Genomic DNA, 17,179 nt, shown 5'->3' with positions numbered 1-17,179 from the left:
GGATATGGCGCATGAGGGCGAGGCGCAGTTCGGCGATTACTTCGCCCTGCTGAAGCCGCGCGTCATGACGCTGGTGGTGTTCACCGCCTTTGTCGGCCTCCTCGTTGCGCCGGTCCCGGTGCATCCGTTCATCGGTTTTTGCGCGATCCTGTTCATCGCCGTCGGCGGCGGTGCCTCGGGCGCCCTGAACATGTGGTGGGATGCGGATATCGACGCGGTCATGCGCCGGACCTCGCGCCGCCCAATCCCTTCGGGCCGGGTCACCGGCTCTGAGGCGCTGGCCATCGGGCTGACGCTGTCCGGGTTCTCGGTCGTGATGCTAGGATTGGCCACAAATTGGGCCGCTGCCGCCCTGCTGGCCTTTACCATCTTTTTCTACGCCGTCGTCTATTCCATGTGGCTCAAGCGCTCGACGCCGCAGAACATCGTTATCGGCGGGGCTGCTGGGGCTTTCCCGCCGATGATCGGATGGGTCGCGGCAACCGGGTCGATTTCGGTCGAATCGGTGCTGATGTTCGCGCTGATTTTCCTGTGGACGCCGCCGCATTTCTGGGCACTGGCTCTGTTCATGCGCTCGGACTACGACGATGCTGGCGTTCCGATGCTGACCGTGACCCATGGCCGCCCCTCCACCCGCCGTCACATTTTTGTCTACACGGTGATCCTCGCGGTGTTCGCTGTGCTGCTGGCGCTGTCGCCGATTAGCGGTCCGGTCTACCTCATCACCGCCATCGCGCTGAACGCGTGGTTCGTTTTCGGCGCATGGAGGATCCTGCGCCGTGACGAGACCGACGCCGAGGGCGACAACTATCTGGTGGAAAAGAGGTTCTTCCGCTTCTCGCTCCTGTACCTCTTCCTGCATTTCGGCGCTTTGCTGGTCGATGCAGCTCTGCTGCGTTTGGGGGTGTTCGCGTGATACAGGTTGAACACGACCTTCACCGGCGCCGTCGCTCCCGCAACATGGGGCTGCTGCTGGTGCTGATCGCGTTTATCGGGATCGTCTTCGGCCTGACGGTCGTAAAGGTCAAACAACTCGGCGCGAATCAGAGTTTCGATCGCGTTCCGACGCCCAGCGCTGCGCCTGCCGAGGATTCTCGATGAGCGCGCAGACTGACAAGATGCGTACCGTTCGCTGGCTGGTCGGCGTCGTCCTCACGATGGGCGCACTCGCGTGGGCATCTGTGCCGCTCTACACGATCTTTTGCCAGATCACGGGATATGGTGGCACCACTAATTCCGCTGAGGCCGAAGCGGATGAAATCCTCGAGCGGACCATGAAAGTCCGCTTCGACGCGACGCTGGAAAAGGGCATGCCCTGGACCTTCAAGCCGGTCGAGCGCGAGATGGAGATCCGCATCGGCGAGACCGGATTGGCCTTCTACGAGGCGCATAATCCTACAGACCGCCCGGTCGCGGGGCAGGCGAGCTACAACGTCACCCCGTTCTATGCCGGGGAGTTCTTTTCAAAAATCGAGTGCTTCTGCTTTACGGAACAGGTGCTTCAGCCCGGGGAAACCGTGCAGATGCCTGTGTCCTTTTACGTTGACCCGGCCATCGTTGATGACCCCGACGCAAAGTTTGTGAAGCACATCACCCTGTCTTATACCTTCTACGAGATCGACCTGCCCGACGAAGAACGGCAGGCGAGCCTCCCGACAAACTAGCCACCCGAGGGACGCCATGGCGCACGAAAAAAACCACGACTACCACATTCTCCCCCCGTCGCTGCACCCTTTTATCGCGTCGGTCGGGGCGTTCATCATGCTGTTCGGTGCCGTGATGTGGATGAAGGGCATCACGCCGTTCATGTTCTTCATCGGCCTTGCCGTCGTTCTCTACACGATGGTTGCCTGGTGGGGTGACGTGATTCGCGAATCGAATGTGGGCGACCACACCCCGGTGGTGCGGATCGGCCTGCGCTACGGCTTCATCATGTTCATCATGTCCGAAGTCATGTTCTTCGCCGCCTGGTTCTGGTCGTTCTTCAAGCACGCCATGTATCCCGGCAATAATGGCGGCACGGCGGCTGAATTCCAGACCTGGCCGCCGCAGGGCATCGAGACCTTTGACCCGTGGCACCTGCCGTTGATCAACACGCTGATCCTGCTCTGCTCCGGTGCCGCTGCCACCTGGGCGCACCACGCGCTGGTTCACGAGAATAACCGTAAGGACATGGCCAACGGCATCATCCTCGCCGTGATCCTTGGCCTGATCTTCACCTTCTTCCAGGCCTATGAGTACAGCCATGCGGCCTTTGGCTTCGCTGGCAACATCTACGGCGCCAACTTCTTCATGGCGACGGGCTTCCACGGGGCGCACGTGATCATCGGGACGATCTTCCTCTTCGTGTGCTACCTGCGTGTCCGCGCCGGGCATTTCACTCCCGAAAAGCATATCGGGTTCGAAGCGGCAGCCTGGTACTGGCACTTCGTGGACGTGGTCTGGCTGTTCCTGTTCTGCGCGATCTACATCTGGGGTTCCTGACCCCTTCGATTTCGGGCGAAAAGAAGACATGACAGGGGCGCTGCGGCGCCCCTTTCTGCGGGAGTTTGCAACATGCGGTGGATCTCTCTGGTGATCATCGGGCTGGGCGGGTTGGCCGTCCTGCTGTCGTTGGGCACATGGCAGGTCAAGCGGCTGGACTGGAAAACCGATATGCTGGCCGAGATCGAGGCCGCGATTGACGCGCCGGCGACCGAGCTGCCCGACAATCCCTACCCAGCCCAGAAATATTTGCCGGTCGAGGCGCGCGGCACCATTTCCGGGGAGCCGCTCCGGGTGCTGATCTCGACGGTCGAGCTGGGTCCGGCTTACCGGCTGATCGCGCCCTTTGACACGGGCACGCGGCGCGTCATGGTGGATCTGGGCGCTGCTCCCGTGGCGGCGGAGATCGCGCTGCCCACGACACCGCTCACCGTGACGGGCAATCTTCACTGGCCCGACGAAGTGGATGGCTATACGCCCGAGCCGGATCTGTCCGAGAACATCTGGTTTGCCCGTGATGTACCTGCGATGGCGCAGGCTCTGGAGACCGAGCCCACCCTTATCGTGGCGCGCAGCCTTGCCCCCGGGATTGAGGGCCTGACGCCGCTCCCCGTCTCCACTGCCGGGATCCCAAATGACCACCTGCAATATGCGATTACATGGTTCTCCATCGCCGTCCTTTGGGCGGGGATGACAGCGCTTCTGGCTTGGCGTATGGCAAAGCGGACGATCTGAGAGGTTTTCGATGCAGTATCACTCAACCCGCGGCACGGCGCCCGTTCTCGATTTCGAAGGTGCTATGCTGGCCGGTCTGGCGCGGGATGGGGGGCTCTATGTCCCCGGCGAGATCCCGCAAATGTCCCGCGAGGACATCGCCGCGCTGGCCACGCTGCCCTATGAGGAGATCGCGCTCCGGGTGATGCTGCCCTTTACGGGCATGAGCGAGGAGCGCCTCGGTGACCTGATCGCCAAGGCCTATGGCGGGTTCGGCCACACCGCCCGTGCTCCATTGGTGCAATTGTCGCAGGGCCACTTCCTGCTGGAGCTGTTCCACGGGCCGACGCTGGCCTTCAAGGACTTTGCCATGCAGCTGATCGGTCAGCTATTTCAGGACGCCATGTCCCGGCGCGGTGACCGGATCACGATCGTCGGCGCCACCTCCGGCGATACGGGCTCCGCGGCGATCGAGGCATTCCGGGGGCTCGATGCGGTCGAGTGCTTCATTCTGTTCCCGCATGGTCGCGTCTCCGATGTGCAGCGCCGCCAGATGACCACGCCGGTCGAGGAGAACGTCCACGCCCTCGCCCTCGACGGCCATTTTGACGACTGTCAGGCGGCGGTGAAGGATATGTTCAACGATCATGCCTTCCGCGACCGGGTAGGGCTGACGGCGGTGAATTCGATCAACTGGGCCCGGGTTCTGGCGCAGGTGGTGTATTTCTTCAGCGCCGCTACCAGCCTTGGCGCGCCCCACCGCGAAGTGGACGTCACCGTTCCCACGGGCAATTTCGGCGACATCTTCGCGGGTTACATCGCGCGGTCCATGGGGCTGCCGATCCGGCGGCTGATCATTGCGACCAACAGCAACGACATCCTGCACCGGACCTTTGAGACCGGTGACCACCGGAAAGAAGGTGTGCAGCCCACCATCAGCCCGTCGATGGATATCGAGGTCTCGTCCAATTTCGAGCGCGCGCTGTTTATGGCCCATGACCGCGACGGTGCTGCTGTCACCCGGATGATGGCGGAACTGAAGGCGCAGGGCGGCTTCACCATCTCCGACAATGCCATGGCCGAGCTGCGGTCGATCTATGGCTCAGGACGCGCCTCCGAAGACGAAACCATGGCGACGATCCGGCGGCTGCACGAGACCACTGGCGAGATTCTCTGCCCCCATAGCGCCGTCGGTGTGAAGGTCGCCGAAGAGCATCTGTCGGATTGCCCGATGATCACGCTGGCCACCGCCCACCCGGCCAAGTTTCCCGACGCTGTGACCGAGGCCACGGGTCTCCACCCCGCTCTGCCCGAGCGGATGGTGGACCTGTTCGACCGGCCCGAGCGGCAGACCCGCGTCGCCAATGATTTGGATGCCCTGAAAACCCTGATCGAAGGTCGTCTTTGATGAGTATTGCCACCCACACGCTGGCAAACGGTCTCCGGATCGTCACCGAGCACATGCCGGGCCTGCAATCGGCCAGCGTCGGCATCTGGGTGAATGCGGGCGGGCGCCATGAGCGGCCCGAGCAGAACGGGATCGCGCATTTTCTGGAGCACATGGCCTTTAAGGGCACCGAGCGGCGCACGGCCCTGCAAATCGCGGAATCCATTGAGGATGTGGGGGGCTATATCAACGCCTATACCAGCCGCGAGATGACGGCGTATTACGCGCGGGTGCTGGAGGCGGATGTGCCGCTGGCTCTCGATGTGATCTCGGATATCGTGCTCAACCCGATCTTTGACCCGCGCGAAATCGAGGTCGAGCGTGGCGTGATTCTGCAGGAAATCGGTCAGGTCTTCGACACGCCCGACGACATCGTTTTCGACTGGTTGCAGGAGGTTGCCTATCCGAATCAACCTCTTGGCCGTCCGATCCTTGGTCCGTCGGAACGGGTGCGGAACTTCTCCCGTGACGATCTCTCGACCTTTGTGCGCGAGCGCTATGGTCCGGGCGACCTGATCCTCGCGGCAGCCGGTGCGGTGGATCATGACGTCATCTGCCGTTTTGCGGAAGAGACCTTTGGCCATCTCTCGCCGCGCTTCGGGGCATCTCCCGATCCCGCGCGGTTTGCCGGGGGCGAACGCCGGGAGACGAAGGCTCTGGAGCAAGCCCATGTGACCCTTGGCTTTGAGGCGCCCTCTTATCTGCACGACGACTTCTACGCGGCGCAAATTTTTGCGAGCGCGCTTGGGGGCGGCATGTCCTCGCGGCTGTTTCAGGAATTGCGGGAAAATCGCGGGCTCTGTTACTCGATCTTTGCGCAGGCTGGCGCCTATGCCGATAGCGGTATGCTGACGATCTATGCCGGGACGTCCGGTGATGACGTGGGACATCTCATCGAAGTCACTGTCGACGAGATCAAACGGGCGACGTCGGGACTGGCCTCCGCCGAGCTTGAGCGATCCCGGGCGCAAATGAAGGCAGGGATGCTCATGGGACTGGAGAGCGCGTCCTCCCGTGCCGAGCGGCTGGCCCGGCTGCTGGCAATCTGGGGACGCATTCCGTCCATCGAGGAAACCGTCGCCAAGATCGACGCAGTCCACCTGTCTGATCTGCAGGATTATGGTGCTAAACTCTTGTCTGCCGCGACCCCCGCTGTGGCCCTTTACGGCCCTGTCGAACGCGCCCCCGACCTGTCCCAGATCGGCGCGCGGTTGGCCGCATGATCCGTTTGGGTCGGCGACAGTTTCGGATCGAGACCGAGCGCATGACGCTCCGCTTGCCGGAGTCGACCGACCATGTGGCGTGGTGCACTCTGCGGCGTGACAGTGCTGACTTTCTGAAACCGTGGGAGCCGATCTGGGCTGCAGATCATTTCAGCCGCCAGAATTTTCAAAAGCGCGTCGTCTGGTCTCATAATTCTCTGAGCAGACAAACCGCTCTTGGCCTGTTCCTGATCCGACGCGACAGCGATGAGCTTCTCGGAGCTCTCACGCTCGACAACATCCGCCGAGGGCCCGCGCAGGCTGGCACGCTGGGCTACTGGATCGGCGCGCCTTTTGCCCGGCAGGGATATATGCGCGAGGCGATCGAGGCCACGGTCCATTACGCGTTCAACAGGCTGAGCCTCAGCCGACTAGAGGCGGCCTGTCTTCCCGAGAATGCTGCATCGCGTGGGGTGCTGGAAAAAAGCGGCTTCAAATACGAAGGTGTCGCGCAGTCGTATCTGGAGATCGCGGGGCGCTGGCGCAATCATGTGCTTTACGCCAACCTTCGCAATGACCGGCGTGGACGCGCCTGATTGATCCCTGTGGAGGGTGGCATGACGCACTGGGTATCAGATCTGGAGAAACTTCTGCCGGCCGGTACCCGGCGCGACCTCAGCGACGCGTATATTACCGAGCCGCGGGGCCAGTGGTCTGGATCTGCTGGCGCCGTGCTCGCGCCGCGGTCTGTCGATGAGGTGTCGCAAATCCTCCGTTTCGCCAACGCCCGTGGCATTCCGGTGGTCCCGTTCGGTGGAGGGACAGGTCTGGTCGGAGGACAAACGCTGCCGGGCGGGACGCCGATCGTGCTGTCTCTGGAGAGAATGCGCGCAATCCGCGCGGTCTATCCTGCGGAGAACGTCCTCGTTGCAGAGGCCGGAGCGGTTCTCGCCGACGTTCAGAAGGCCGCTGTGGAGGCCGACCGGCTGTTTCCGCTGTCGCTCGCGTCGGAGGGGTCGGCTCGGATCGGAGGATTGCTGTCAACCAACGCGGGCGGGGTGAACGTGCTCCGATACGGCAATGCTCGCGATCTGACGCTGGGGATCGAGGCCGTTTTGCCCGACGGTCAGGTGATCCACGGCCTCAAACGCCTCCGCAAAGATAACACCGGTTACGATCTGCGCCAGTTATTGATCGGCTCTGAAGGCACGCTTGGTGTGATCACGGCGGCCTCGTTGAAGCTCTTTCCGCAACCGGCGGCCAGCGGTGCTGCATTGCTGGCGGTTCCTGACCCCGCCGCCGCACTGGATCTGCTGGCTCTCGCCCTCGCGCGTGGGGGCGTTTCGGCCTTTGAGCTGATCTCCGGGCAGGGGCTGCGTTTTCTTGTCGAGGCCAGTTTGCCGATACGGATCCCTCTCGATCCTGTCCCTGACTGGTCGGTCCTGATCGATATCGGTCTGGGCCCCGGTGGCGACCCTGCCGATTGGTTCAACGCGCTGTTCGCTGAGGCCATGGAGGCCGGTCTCAGTAAGGACGGTGTTGTCGCGTTATCAGAGGCGCAACGAACGGAACTCTGGGCTGTCCGTGAATCGATCCCCCTCGCCAACAGGGCCATTGGCGCTGTGGTGTCCAACGATATCTCGCTGCCGCTGTCGGAAATTCCAGTGTTCCTTGAAGATTGTAAGGCGCGGCTGCGGGCGATGTCAGACGTTCGGATCAATGCCTTCGGTCATCTTGGAGATGGGAACCTCCACTATAATCTTTTTCCAGCCCCGGGCCGCAGCAAGTCCGACTACGCGCATCTGTCCGAGGCGTTGCGGGAGATCGTGACAGATGAAGTGGTCCGGCGAGACGGATCCTTCTCTGCGGAGCACGGCATTGGTCGGCTCAAGGTGGGCGAGCTTGAGCGTTATGGCGACTCCGGGAAACTGTCTGCAATGCGCGCGATCAAGACCAGTATCGACCCGATGGGGATCATGAACCCGGGGGCCGTTCTGCGCTGACGGTCACGTCAGGTTGTAGAACTTTGCACCGGCTCCGCAGGAAATCACCGCATCGGCCGAGTTTCAGAGAGGCTTTTTGTACAGCGGCAAACGAGCCTTTGACAGACAGCAAACGGGAAAAGGAATGGCCGGATCCGGAGATTGGACAGAGCTCAAGTTTGGGAAACAGAGTGGCGCAGAGGTTCGCGTGCCGTGTGTCATCTCTGTTGTCCGGATCAAACACCAGCGTGCCGGACTGCCCACGCTTGACCGGGCTCTCGTGCAATCCCGTAGATCGACCCAAAGTGCCCTTGTAGGCGCGGCACCAGAAACTGTCCTGGACATCTTCGCTCCAGACGGAGGCCTGAGGTGAAAACAGGAGCATCCTGTTTGCGTTCAGGGCTTTGGATAGACGCAGCGCGCCAAAGCCGCCCATGCTGAAAGCAAGCGCATGGACCCGTTCGAACCTTTGCCGAAATTCTGCGAGCAAAGATTCGATCTCGGCTGTCTCCGGATTGAGAAACCAGTCGTTGTGCCGCGTGCCGATGCGTAGCTGTGAGACCCCCTGTCTGGTCCAGAACTGGGATCTCTCGAATGATCCGAAATCTGATCGATCGGGCTGCCAGTGATCGAAAGTAACCAGCAGGAAGGTCCTTCCCGCATCGAACCAGCTCATGCGCAGATGATCGCCGTCGAACAGGTATTCTGCGGTATCTGCGTCTCCCTCCGTCATCCTGTCCCTCCACATCCCGTCGAATGTCGGTCAGGGTGTGGGATTCAGGATTAGAGCAAAAGAAGATCATTCGGAAAAGAGTGCCAATTAATCATTCGTTTTTAGGCACTTCCGAGGGAATTGCAGAGCTTTGTAAAGGGGCGAGTAACAACCGTACCGACTTCTGCCCGGTTCGGCGGATAATGGGCCGGAAATTTTGCGGAGCCTTTTGCGTAACAGACCAGTTTCTGCCGCAGGATTTAACGTACGTCAGCGAAAGAAATTCGGCTTTGGTCGCGTCCGGACGCGTATGCCTTGCGGCAGATGGCGATTGAGTCGTTTTGAGATCCGGCCAAAGAAGCCAACGATGCACAGTGTCAGCAGGATGAAGAAGAAGGCCAGGATCGGGTAAGGGACGAAGGGATTGAAGGTCTTATCCGCGAAGTAGTTCGCGTAGTAGAGCGCGTCGCCCCTCTGCTGCCACGCCGGGAAGCCGGAGAAGAAGACCAGTGCAGTCGAGTGGAACAGGAAGATCGCTTCGTTCGTGTATGCGGGCCAGGCGAGCCGCAACATGGTGGGGAACGTCACCGAGCGGAACTTCGTCCAGCCGCTCATGCCATAGGCGTCTGCGGCCTCGATGTCTCCGCGGGGGATGGTCTTGAGCGCGCCGTAGAAGATCTCGCCTGCATAGGCTGACGTGTTGAGGAACAGGACCACCAGCGCGCCCAGCCACGCGGCGGTGAAGGGGGCCATAGCGGGGATGCTCGACTTGAGTGAGACGAACAGGAAGTAGGCGAAGAAAAACTGGATAAAGAGCGGTGAGCCCCGGAAGATCAGGATGAACCATTCGGCCAGTTTGCGGATCGCCCATGTCTTGCTGGATTTCGCGACGGCCAGCGCAACCGCGAGGCTGAACCCGAGGGCCAGCGCGCAGACGGCAAAGTAGACATTCCAGATCAGACCGGAGCCGATCAGGGTGAATTGCTGGCAGAGGGTGAAATCATCACGGGGCAGCAGACGCTCGCCGAAGCCGACGGAGCGGAAGGCGTAGGCCTGAATGGTCTCAAGACAGCTCATTTTGCTACCGCCTGCCCGAAGGTGAGCCGCGCCATGATGCGTTCGAGGACGACCTCAGAGACGCGGGTCAGGGCGAGGTAAAACACCAGCAAGACAAAGAAATACCACATGCGCCAGTCCCCATGGGGATAATCGGTGAAGCCCGGAGTTTTGGTCCCGCCGAGTTCCCGTGCCCAGTAGACGATGTCCTCGATGCCGAGGAGGAACAGCAGCGGGGTGGCCTTGACGAGGATCATCCAGAGATTGCCGAGACCCGGTAGCGCGTACACCCACATCTGCGGCACGATGATCCGGCGGAAGGTTTGGCGCTGGCTCATGCCGTATGCGGCGGCCGTTTCGATTTGTGGGCGAGGAATGGCCTGCATCGCACCGTAAAGCACATTGGCGGCAAAGGCCCCGAAGACGATGGCAAAGGTCAGCACAGCGATGGCAAACCCGTAGATCTCATGGATCCATTGGGGGGCGTTGCCCGACGGGGTCTTGGCCTCGGGGCAGACGAGGAAATCCGATCCTTGCCGGATCGCCTCGGTCCAGTCGGGGCAAACGATCTGGTGACGTGTCCATTCGATGCCCTGATCGAGTGCGATGACGAAGAACAGGAAGAAGGCGATGTCGGGGACGCCCCGCACGATCGAGGTATAGCCCTTACCAAAGAGGCGCAGGGGCAGGATCTGGGACCGGGCCGCGACGGCACCGCCGAATCCGAACAGGAGCGCTGCGGGGGCGGTGACGGCAAGCAGGATCATCACCGTGCCGAAGGAGGTGTAGAACGCGAAGAGCTTGCCCGTGGTGAGGTAGCAGCTGAACCAGGCCAGGGTGCTCAGGGTTGAGGGATCGGCGCAGTAGGAAAAGATGGCTCAGGTCTCCGCGTCAGAGCAACGGGGGCGCCGGGTCGGGCGCCCCCGAAAGATCAGTCGAAGTTCGGCGAATCGGGCAGCCACTCAGTGATGAGGGCTTTCAGAGTTCCATCATCCTTCATGGACTGGATGGCAGCGTCGAACTTGGCGCGGGTCTCGTCATCGGACTGGCGGAAGCCCATGCCGATCCCATCACCCAGCGGCACATCATCGCCTACGAACATCAGGTCGCCGTCGTTCTCGACAAAGGGCGTCAGGAAGTCCTTGTCCGCCAGCGCGGCGTCCGCTTCGCCGGAGCGCACTGCGGCAACGACTTCCTCGGGGTTCGGATACTCCAGCAGGCTCGCATCCGTGCTGGTGACGTGGTCGGCCTGAATGGTGCCGGTCTGCGCGGCCACAACACCGCCCGTGGTGTCCGCATCCTCGGTCAGACCCACGTAGGCGGAGGGCGACGGGGGCACGTAGTTCTGCGAAAAGGCGATTTTTTCCGCGCGCTCGGCGGTGATGGACATGCCGGCGATGATGGCATCGTAGTTGCCGGAGACGAGGTTCGGGATGATCGAATCCCAGTCGTTGGTCACCCACTCACAGGTCAGTTCGGCGCGCTTGCAGAGCTCATCGCCCAGAACCCGCTCGAAGCCCGCCACTTCGCCACTGTCGTCGATGAAGTTGTACGGAGGGTAGGCGCCCTCGGTGCCGAGGCGGATAACGTCCTGCGCGCTGGCGGTCACGACCGAGGCGGCCAAAAGGGCGGTGCCCAAAAGGATGCGTTTCATGGTATCTCCCTAGTGTCTTCGCGGTGTGTTCCGCGTTTGGTGGTCCGAAGGCTTATGGGAATCGCCCGTTTTGGCAAGAGATCTGCACAAACCGCGATCCATTTAGTCAGGTTTCCCCAACGTCATGCCGCCGTTGACGATAAGAATCCACGGAGGCGATCGCTTTTAGGTTGACCAAACAGCTGATCGGGCGGTCCCTCCTCCTCGATGAGTCCCTGATGCAGGAAAATGACGTGGTCCGAACAATCGGCCGCCATCTTCATGTCATGGGTCACCAGAACCATGGTCCGGCCTTCCTGCGCCAGTGACTGGACCACCCGCACAACCTCTTGCTCCAGCTCCGGGTCGAGCGCCGACGTTGGTTCGTCGAACAACAACGCTCGCGGCTCCATGCACAACGCTCGCGCGATGGCGGCGCGCTGCTGCTGGCCGCCGGAAAGTTCAGCGGGGTAACGGTCTGCTTTGTCCGCGATGCCCACCTTGCCAAGATAGGCGCGGGCGGCCTGCTCGACCTCGCCCGCGTCGCGCTTGAGAACCTTCACCGGGGCTTCCATGACATTTTGCAGAATTGTCATATGCGCCCAGAGGTTAAAGCTCTGGAACACCATGGACAGGTTCGTTCGGATGCGGGTCACCTGTTTCGCGTCCGCGGGATGGCGGTCCGCGCCCTGACCCCGCCAACGCACGGGTTCGCCCTCAAACAGAATCTCGCCGCCCTGACTGTCCTCAAGCAGGTTGCAACACCGCAGGAGGGTCGATTTTCCGGATCCGGATGAACCGATCAGTGATATCACGGATCCTTTGCGCGCCGTGAGATCGACACCTTTCAGGACTTCCAGATTGCCGTAACTCTTGTGCAGATCGCGCACTTCGAGGACGGGCAGCTCGGCGGGGGAGGCGGTGGTCTCTGTCACGAAGTCTCCGGTTTTTGTCTACGGCAGATTAGGACTGATCCGACCGGGAAAGGCAAGTCATCCCTCTCTATCCCTTCGGAGCAACCCTTTGACGCGCAAGGTTCGACTCGCGGTCATTCACCCCCAGCATCGGGGCAACCATCCGCAACAGTGCGTCCTCTTCTGCGTCACGGTTGCCATCGGCCAGAGCGACTTGCCACAACGCCTCGATGACGCCGATCCGGTCCTCGTAGGGGACCGCGTCCTTGATCGCGCGGGTAAAGCGAACGGTATCCGGGGCGTCTGCCTCGATCGATTCGGCTTCGCACAGCAGCGCTTCACTCTTTAGCGCGTCGAGGTTGTAGCGGTTGCTGAGAATTTTCAGGATCCGGGCGCGCTCTGTCGCGGCGTAGTCGGCATCGGCCCTGGCGACGCGGACCAGCAATGCGGCCAGCGCCAGACGCGCGTCGGACATGCCGAGAGGTTCGGGCGTTGGGGTGGTGAGACGGCGTAGCAGATCGTTAAGCATTCCATTCCTATACTCGGCTGTTGCAGCGTTGCAAATGTGGCATGAAAAAGGCGCGATAAATGGTAATAATTCAGCTTGTACGTTTCAAAGCTGCGCCGCAGCGACTATGTATGAGGGCAACACCCTTGGAGTATGTGAGTTGAAACACCTCGCGTTCATCGCTGGCCTTGTCGCCGCCGGATCTGCCGCCCACGCTCAGGAGACCTACCAGGCTCCTGTGGCTCAGGCTGGAACCCCGGATCTTGTGATTTCTGCCGGTCTCGGCATGAATTACAGCCCGAAATATTATGGGTCCGACGACTACGAAGTCGGACCGTCCGGCACGTTCCGGCTGGAATACGCGAATGTCGGTCCGCTGCGGTTTGGATCGCTCGACCCGAACAGCCAGCCCGAAGGATTTCGCCTGCGCGCGTCTTTCGCCTATATCGGCGAGCGGGATTCGGATGACGAGGACGAACTCGAAGGGCTCGATGACGTCGACGCGACCTACGAGCTGGGCATGGGCGTTGCGTATCAGTCCTACAATTTCGATGCCTATGCTGACCTGCGCTACGGCTTTGCAGGTCACGAAGGTTTCGTTGGTGAGCTGGGCGCCGACTTCAAGATGCACCCCAATGACCGCCTGACCCTGCTCGCGGGTCCGCGTTTCCTGATTGGTGACGATGACTTTGCCGACGCCTATTTCAGCGTGTCCGACGATGAAGCGGCCCGCAGCCAGTTCGATGCTTATGACGCCGATGGTGGTCTGGTGACGGCTGGTGTGGAATTTGGCGCTGAGTATCTGATCAACGACAACTGGAGCCTTGAAGGCGCGATCAGCTACGACAAGTTCGTCGGCGACGCCGATGATAGCCCGATTGTCGAAGAAGGCGATGACGACCAGTACGGCATCCGGTTCCGGGTGATTCGCCGGATCACACTGGACTTCTGATCCGAATAACGGTTCTGCAAATCAGCGCCCCGATCCAGATGGTCGGGGCGTTTTTTTGTATCAGAGAGCGCGGAAAATGTTGTCGTCCGCTCCGAGGGTCACGCGATCCTCGGTCACGGTGCCTGCATCAAGGTCGCGGATCTCGACGCGCCCGTCGCCGTGACCGGTGATCAGTACGTCGCAGATATCAATGAATAGCCCCGTCTCGACCACACCCGGGAGGGACAGAAGGCTCTGGGCCAGTCGACCGGGCGCGCCGATGCGGCCGAGGTGCAGATCGAGAATGTGGTGTCCTTCGTCGGTGACATAGGGCTGTCCGTCCGCCTCGCGCAGGGTAATTTTCGTGTCCATCACGTCTGCCGCAGAAAGGATCTCGGCCACGGCCTCGCGGGTGCTCTTCCAGCCGAACCGCACCACTTCGATGGGCAGCGGAAAAGCGCCCAGTGTCTCGACGCGCTTGGTTGTGTCCGCGATCACGATCATCCGCTCCGAGGCGGTCGCGACGATCTTCTCCTGCAACAGCGCCCCACCGCCGCCCTTGATAAGCGTCAGGTTGCCATCGGCCTCGTCGGCCCCGTCGATGGTCAGGTCGAGCCGCCCGACTTCGTCCAGCGTGGTGATCGGGATGCCGGCGGCCTGCGCCATTTCGGCGGTGCGCGAGGAGGTCGGCACGCCGGTGATCTTCAACCCGTCCTCGCGGACCATTTCGGCGAGGCACCGGACCAGCCAGGCGGCGGTGGAGCCGGTGCCGAGACCGATCTTCATGCCGCTCTCTACGTAGTCACAAGCCTTGCGGGCGGCGGCGTATTTGGCGGCATCGATGGGGGACAGGTTCGCAGACATGAGGCTCCTCCGGCTGGTCTGCGGCCCCTATAGTCTCCCCTGCGCTGGAAGGCCACGCCTGCCGCAGATCAGTTTCCAAAGTTCAGTTTCGGCGCGGTCTTCTTTTGCCTGACGTCACAGTTCCAAATTCGCGTGCCCGTCGCTCCGCCGCCATCGGGCCCGACGGCGTGAATTTCCAAATCGACCTCTTGGGGGACCCCGCGCAATATCCGGAGGCGCATGGATTTCCGCGTCCTCCAAGAGTCTCCGGGGCTGAGATAAACTGTGTCACCTGCGGCCGAATAGGTTCGTCCGGAGTAAGTGAACTCGAAGCTGCTGCTCAGGGTGCCGGGCCGGGATCCTTCATTTCGCATAAGGTATTCGAAGGTCACGATTCCAGGTCCCGTGATGCAAGGGCCTGGCTCGATCTCAATCGCGAAGCCGGCGGTTGCAAGTGTGGGTAAACCCAGACAGATCACAGCAAGGGCTGCGGTGCGGAGCGTGTGAAGCCTTTTCATCGACGTTCTCCTGATACCGTCAAGTCGTCAAACATATGCCCAGTGTAAGAGTACGTTGGACGGGGGCTCATCACCCGAACGGGTGATTTCCGCGCCGGAAAGAGCGGCTTGGATCAAAAAGAGTCGCTTTCGATCTCCGGTGTACTCGTCGCAACCGGTAGGGCTTCCGTCAAATTCGGAGGGTCTCTCATGTTCGTTTCCGTTCTGGACGTCTTTAAGGTCGGCATGGGTCCGTCCTCGTCTCACACGATGGGGCCAATGGTGGCTGCTGAGCGGTTCCTCGACCTCTTGCGCCATCAGGCGTTTGATGTGCGGGGGCTGCGGGCGCGGCTCTGCGGGTCTTTGGCCTTTACTGGTAAGGGGCATGCCACTGACCGGGCGGTGATCCTCGGGCTGGCGGGGATGACGCTGGCGGAGTACGACCGTGACGCCGGGGATGCTGAGCTTGACCGGATCACCCGTGAGGGCATTGTCACTCCGGAGGGCCTCGGGACCCTGCGGTTGCAGCCCTCAGAAGATGTGGTGTTCGACTATGAGACACCCTTACCCGGCCATGCCAACGGGCTGGAGCTGTTTGCCCTTGATGCGCAGGGCGATGTCATCGTGCGCGAGGTGTATTACTCGGTTGGCGGGGGCTTTGTTCTGACCGCCGAAGAGCTGGCGGAGGGCGCCAATACGGATGACGGCGCGCCTGTGCCCTATCCGTTCAAATCGGCCGCCGAGATGCTGGAGATGTGCGCCCGTGAGGGGAAGAGCATCGCCGGGCTGAAGCGCGCCAACGAGCTCAGCCGCATGTCTCGTGCCGCGCTGGATGATGGGCTGAAGCGGATCTGGACCGAGATGCGCGCCTGCATGGACCGGGGGCTGGATGCGGACGGCATCCTGCCCGGAGGTCTGAACGTGAAACGCCGTGCCGGTGTGCTTGGGCGCACCTTACGTGAAGAGCACGGGCGCAACATCAGCCAGCCCCATCTGGCGATGGACTGGCTCTCGGCCTACGCCATGGCGGTGAATGAGGAGAACGCCGCGGGGGGGAGGGTCGTGACCGCACCCACCAACGGGGCGGCGGGAGTGATCCCTGCGACCATACGTTACTGGCTCGACCACGTGCCCGGCGGGACCGAGCGGCTTGTGCCAGAGTTCCTGCTGACCGCAGGCGCGATTGGTGGGCTGATCAAGCACAATGCCTCGATCAGCGGTGCGGAATGCGGCTGTCAAGCCGAGGTGGGCAGTGCGGCAGCCATGGCGGCGGCGGGGCTTTGTGCCGTGATGGGCGGGACGCCGGAGCAGATCGAAAACGCGGCCGAGATCGCGCTGGAGCACCATCTGGGCATGACCTGCGATCCGGTGCGCGGGCTGGTGCAGGTGCCCTGCATCGAACGCAACGGCATGGGCGCGATGAAGGCCGTCGGTGCTGCGTCGCTGGCCCTGCGCGGTGACGGGACCCATTTCGTGCCCCTTGATTCGGCGATTGAGACCATGCGCCAGACGGGCCGCGATATGAGCGAAAAGTACAAGGAAACGTCCCTCGGCGGTCTTGCGGTCAACGTCCCGAACTGCTGAGCGCCGCCAGCGCCGCGTCACGCACCTCGTCGGGCAGGATCACGATCATGCCAGGGTTGTCAAAGCTGAGCTTCACCGATCCGCTGACCTCGTTTGATGTGCCGACCCGGCCGGACGGGTCCAGCGTGATCCCGTCGATGGGCCAGCGCAGGCCTTCTGAGCGGCCCGTTACCCTGCGCAGCGGGTAGAGCGACAGGAGACTCCCCATGGGAAGCTCCATGGCGATGTCTTGCGTCACGTGGAACGCCAGCATGCCGTCCCCGATCAGCAGGCACGGGGTCCTCGACTGAATGAGCGTTGTCAGGCTGGCCAGCGTGTGGTCCAGCCGTCCGCCAAGAAAACCAAGCCCTATCACCAGAGGTGCCTCGATGCGGGACAGGCACTTCTGAAAATCTGTGCTATCCTGTTCGTCCACCTTATGGAGCCGGGCAGGGTCGAGCTGTGCGGTCAGGTCCCGAGGCAGCGAATCCATATCGCCTATCACATGTTGCGGCTGCACTCCGGTAGCGATCAGTTTAGCCGCCCCCCCATCTGCGGCCACGACGCGGGGTGCGTTTTGCAGGGACCAGTGGATCTCCTCATCGCGAACAGGTCCGTCCCCGACGAGGGTCACAGGATGCCGGGAGCTGAGTATCGCAGGAGTTGGCGGTAGATTTCCGGTAATTTCCATTG

The 17,179-nt window shown here is 61.7% G+C and carries 19 protein-coding genes; 11 read left to right on the top strand and 8 right to left on the bottom strand.

The annotated features are described in order from the left end of the window. The first annotated feature begins 4 nt into the window (after positions 1 to 4). The 9 genes from cyoE (at position 5) to FEV53_RS05240 (ending at position 7,850) form a co-directional block, all read left to right on the top strand. Positions 5 to 916 (top strand): heme o synthase, encoded by a 912-nt coding sequence (gene cyoE, locus FEV53_RS05275; RefSeq protein WP_142833791.1) that lies wholly within the window; start codon positions 5 to 7, stop codon positions 914 to 916. Positions 917 to 960: 44 nt separating this feature from the next. Then, positions 961 to 1,101 carry a hypothetical protein gene (locus FEV53_RS20785; protein WP_185962110.1) on the top strand — a complete coding sequence of 47 codons (141 nt, stop codon included), beginning with the start codon at positions 961 to 963 and terminating at the stop codon, positions 1,099 to 1,101. Then, positions 1,098 to 1,664, top strand: a complete 567-nt coding sequence (locus tag FEV53_RS05270; protein WP_142833770.1) for a cytochrome c oxidase assembly protein — start codon at positions 1,098 to 1,100, stop codon at positions 1,662 to 1,664. Before FEV53_RS20785 ends, FEV53_RS05270 begins: the two co-directional genes overlap by 4 nt. Positions 1,665 to 1,680: 16 nt before the next feature. Next, complete coding sequence (locus FEV53_RS05265) at positions 1,681 to 2,484, top strand: cytochrome c oxidase subunit 3 (protein WP_142833769.1); 804 nt, start codon at positions 1,681 to 1,683, stop codon at positions 2,482 to 2,484. Between the two features lie 72 nt (positions 2,485 to 2,556). Next, positions 2,557 to 3,219 carry an SURF1 family protein gene (locus FEV53_RS05260; protein ID WP_142833768.1) on the top strand — a complete coding sequence of 221 codons (663 nt, stop codon included), beginning with the start codon at positions 2,557 to 2,559 and terminating at the stop codon, positions 3,217 to 3,219. A 10-nt stretch (positions 3,220 to 3,229) separates the two neighbouring features. After that, positions 3,230 to 4,606, top strand: coding sequence for a threonine synthase (gene thrC, locus FEV53_RS05255; protein WP_142833767.1), 1,377 nt, complete (start codon positions 3,230 to 3,232; stop codon positions 4,604 to 4,606). Beyond that, positions 4,606 to 5,868: a M16 family metallopeptidase gene (locus FEV53_RS05250; RefSeq protein ID WP_142833766.1), complete on the top strand. Its 1,263-nt coding sequence runs from the start codon at positions 4,606 to 4,608 to the stop codon at positions 5,866 to 5,868. Before thrC ends, FEV53_RS05250 begins: the two co-directional genes overlap by 1 nt. Next, positions 5,865 to 6,443, top strand: a complete 579-nt coding sequence (locus FEV53_RS05245; RefSeq protein WP_142833765.1) for a GNAT family N-acetyltransferase — start codon at positions 5,865 to 5,867, stop codon at positions 6,441 to 6,443. Before FEV53_RS05250 ends, FEV53_RS05245 begins: the two co-directional genes overlap by 4 nt. 21 nt (positions 6,444 to 6,464) lie before the next feature. Next, entirely contained in the window at positions 6,465 to 7,850 is a 1,386-nt protein-coding gene (locus FEV53_RS05240; protein ID WP_142833764.1) for an FAD-binding oxidoreductase, read from the top strand. On the opposite strand, the gene FEV53_RS05235 is transcribed toward FEV53_RS05240, so the two are convergent. The 6 genes from FEV53_RS05235 to FEV53_RS05210 form a co-directional block, all read right to left on the bottom strand. Beyond that, on the bottom strand, positions 7,822 to 8,562 hold the full coding sequence (locus FEV53_RS05235; protein ID WP_142833763.1) for a hypothetical protein: 741 nt from the start codon (positions 8,560 to 8,562) through the stop codon (positions 7,822 to 7,824). The genes FEV53_RS05240 and FEV53_RS05235 overlap by 29 nt on opposite strands. A gap of 249 nt (positions 8,563 to 8,811) precedes the next feature. After that, positions 8,812 to 9,618 (bottom strand): ABC transporter permease, encoded by an 807-nt coding sequence (locus FEV53_RS05230; protein WP_142833762.1) that lies wholly within the window; start codon positions 9,616 to 9,618, stop codon positions 8,812 to 8,814. Continuing rightward, positions 9,615 to 10,472, bottom strand: a complete 858-nt coding sequence (locus tag FEV53_RS05225) for an ABC transporter permease (protein ID WP_142833761.1) — start codon at positions 10,470 to 10,472, stop codon at positions 9,615 to 9,617. The genes FEV53_RS05230 and FEV53_RS05225 overlap by 4 nt, the downstream gene beginning before the upstream one ends. A gap of 56 nt (positions 10,473 to 10,528) precedes the next feature. Beyond that, positions 10,529 to 11,251: a transporter substrate-binding domain-containing protein gene (locus tag FEV53_RS05220; RefSeq protein WP_142833760.1), complete on the bottom strand. Its 723-nt coding sequence runs from the start codon at positions 11,249 to 11,251 to the stop codon at positions 10,529 to 10,531. Positions 11,252 to 11,373: 122 nt separating this feature from the next. Beyond that, a complete protein-coding gene (locus FEV53_RS05215) occupies positions 11,374 to 12,165 on the bottom strand; it encodes an ABC transporter ATP-binding protein (RefSeq protein WP_142833759.1) in 792 nt (263 codons plus the stop codon). Between the two features lie 67 nt (positions 12,166 to 12,232). Further along, on the bottom strand, positions 12,233 to 12,673 hold the full coding sequence (locus FEV53_RS05210; RefSeq protein WP_142833758.1) for a tellurite resistance TerB family protein: 441 nt from the start codon (positions 12,671 to 12,673) through the stop codon (positions 12,233 to 12,235). A gap of 139 nt (positions 12,674 to 12,812) precedes the next feature. On the opposite strand from FEV53_RS05210, the gene FEV53_RS05205 reads away from it, so the two are divergent. Next, entirely contained in the window at positions 12,813 to 13,604 is a 792-nt protein-coding gene (locus tag FEV53_RS05205) for a MipA/OmpV family protein (protein WP_185962109.1), read from the top strand. Positions 13,605 to 13,664: 60 nt separating this feature from the next. On the opposite strand, the gene rpiA is transcribed toward FEV53_RS05205, so the two are convergent. Then, a complete protein-coding gene (gene rpiA / locus FEV53_RS05200; RefSeq protein ID WP_142833756.1) occupies positions 13,665 to 14,447 on the bottom strand; it encodes a ribose-5-phosphate isomerase RpiA in 783 nt (260 codons plus the stop codon). A gap of 686 nt (positions 14,448 to 15,133) precedes the next feature. On the opposite strand from rpiA, the gene FEV53_RS05195 reads away from it, so the two are divergent. Further along, positions 15,134 to 16,507, top strand: a complete 1,374-nt coding sequence (locus FEV53_RS05195) for an L-serine ammonia-lyase (RefSeq protein ID WP_142833755.1) — start codon at positions 15,134 to 15,136, stop codon at positions 16,505 to 16,507. On the opposite strand, the gene FEV53_RS05190 is transcribed toward FEV53_RS05195, so the two are convergent. Then, positions 16,488 to 17,177, bottom strand: a complete 690-nt coding sequence (locus tag FEV53_RS05190) for a thiamine diphosphokinase (RefSeq protein WP_142833754.1) — start codon at positions 17,175 to 17,177, stop codon at positions 16,488 to 16,490. The two genes, FEV53_RS05195 and FEV53_RS05190, sit on opposite strands and share 20 nt — an antisense overlap. Positions 17,178 to 17,179 lie beyond the last annotated feature (2 nt).

It is taken from the genome of Palleronia caenipelagi, from assembly GCF_007004065.1.
Classification (GTDB): domain Bacteria; phylum Pseudomonadota; class Alphaproteobacteria; order Rhodobacterales; family Rhodobacteraceae; genus Palleronia; species Palleronia caenipelagi.
This window is presented reverse-complemented; position numbering and strand designations above follow the sequence as displayed.

What these genes read in the sequence shown, in the direction of transcription:
- FEV53_RS05240 (WP_142833764.1), top strand. Translation starts at nt 6,465, where the DNA reads ATGACGCACTGGGTATCAGATCTGGAGAAACTTCTGCCGGCCGGTACC.
- FEV53_RS05195 (WP_142833755.1), top strand. Translation starts at nt 15,134, where the DNA reads ATGTTCGTTTCCGTTCTGGACGTCTTTAAGGTCGGCATGGGTCCGTCC.
- FEV53_RS05190 (WP_142833754.1), bottom strand. Translation starts at nt 17,177, where the DNA reads ATGGAAATTACCGGAAATCTACCGCCAACTCCTGCGATACTCAGCTCC.
- FEV53_RS05245 (WP_142833765.1), top strand. Translation starts at nt 5,865, where the DNA reads ATGATCCGTTTGGGTCGGCGACAGTTTCGGATCGAGACCGAGCGCATG.
- FEV53_RS05220 (WP_142833760.1), bottom strand. Translation starts at nt 11,251, where the DNA reads ATGAAACGCATCCTTTTGGGCACCGCCCTTTTGGCCGCCTCGGTCGTG.
- FEV53_RS05270 (WP_142833770.1), top strand. Translation starts at nt 1,098, where the DNA reads ATGAGCGCGCAGACTGACAAGATGCGTACCGTTCGCTGGCTGGTCGGC.
- cyoE (WP_142833791.1), top strand. Translation starts at nt 5, where the DNA reads ATGGCGCATGAGGGCGAGGCGCAGTTCGGCGATTACTTCGCCCTGCTG.
- FEV53_RS05250 (WP_142833766.1), top strand. Translation starts at nt 4,606, where the DNA reads ATGAGTATTGCCACCCACACGCTGGCAAACGGTCTCCGGATCGTCACC.
- FEV53_RS05230 (WP_142833762.1), bottom strand. Translation starts at nt 9,618, where the DNA reads ATGAGCTGTCTTGAGACCATTCAGGCCTACGCCTTCCGCTCCGTCGGC.
- FEV53_RS05235 (WP_142833763.1), bottom strand. Translation starts at nt 8,562, where the DNA reads ATGACGGAGGGAGACGCAGATACCGCAGAATACCTGTTCGACGGCGAT.
- FEV53_RS20785 (WP_185962110.1), top strand. Translation starts at nt 961, where the DNA reads ATGGGGCTGCTGCTGGTGCTGATCGCGTTTATCGGGATCGTCTTCGGC.
- FEV53_RS05265 (WP_142833769.1), top strand. Translation starts at nt 1,681, where the DNA reads ATGGCGCACGAAAAAAACCACGACTACCACATTCTCCCCCCGTCGCTG.
- FEV53_RS05210 (WP_142833758.1), bottom strand. Translation starts at nt 12,673, where the DNA reads ATGCTTAACGATCTGCTACGCCGTCTCACCACCCCAACGCCCGAACCT.
- FEV53_RS05260 (WP_142833768.1), top strand. Translation starts at nt 2,557, where the DNA reads ATGCGGTGGATCTCTCTGGTGATCATCGGGCTGGGCGGGTTGGCCGTC.
- thrC (WP_142833767.1), top strand. Translation starts at nt 3,230, where the DNA reads ATGCAGTATCACTCAACCCGCGGCACGGCGCCCGTTCTCGATTTCGAA.
- rpiA (WP_142833756.1), bottom strand. Translation starts at nt 14,447, where the DNA reads ATGTCTGCGAACCTGTCCCCCATCGATGCCGCCAAATACGCCGCCGCC.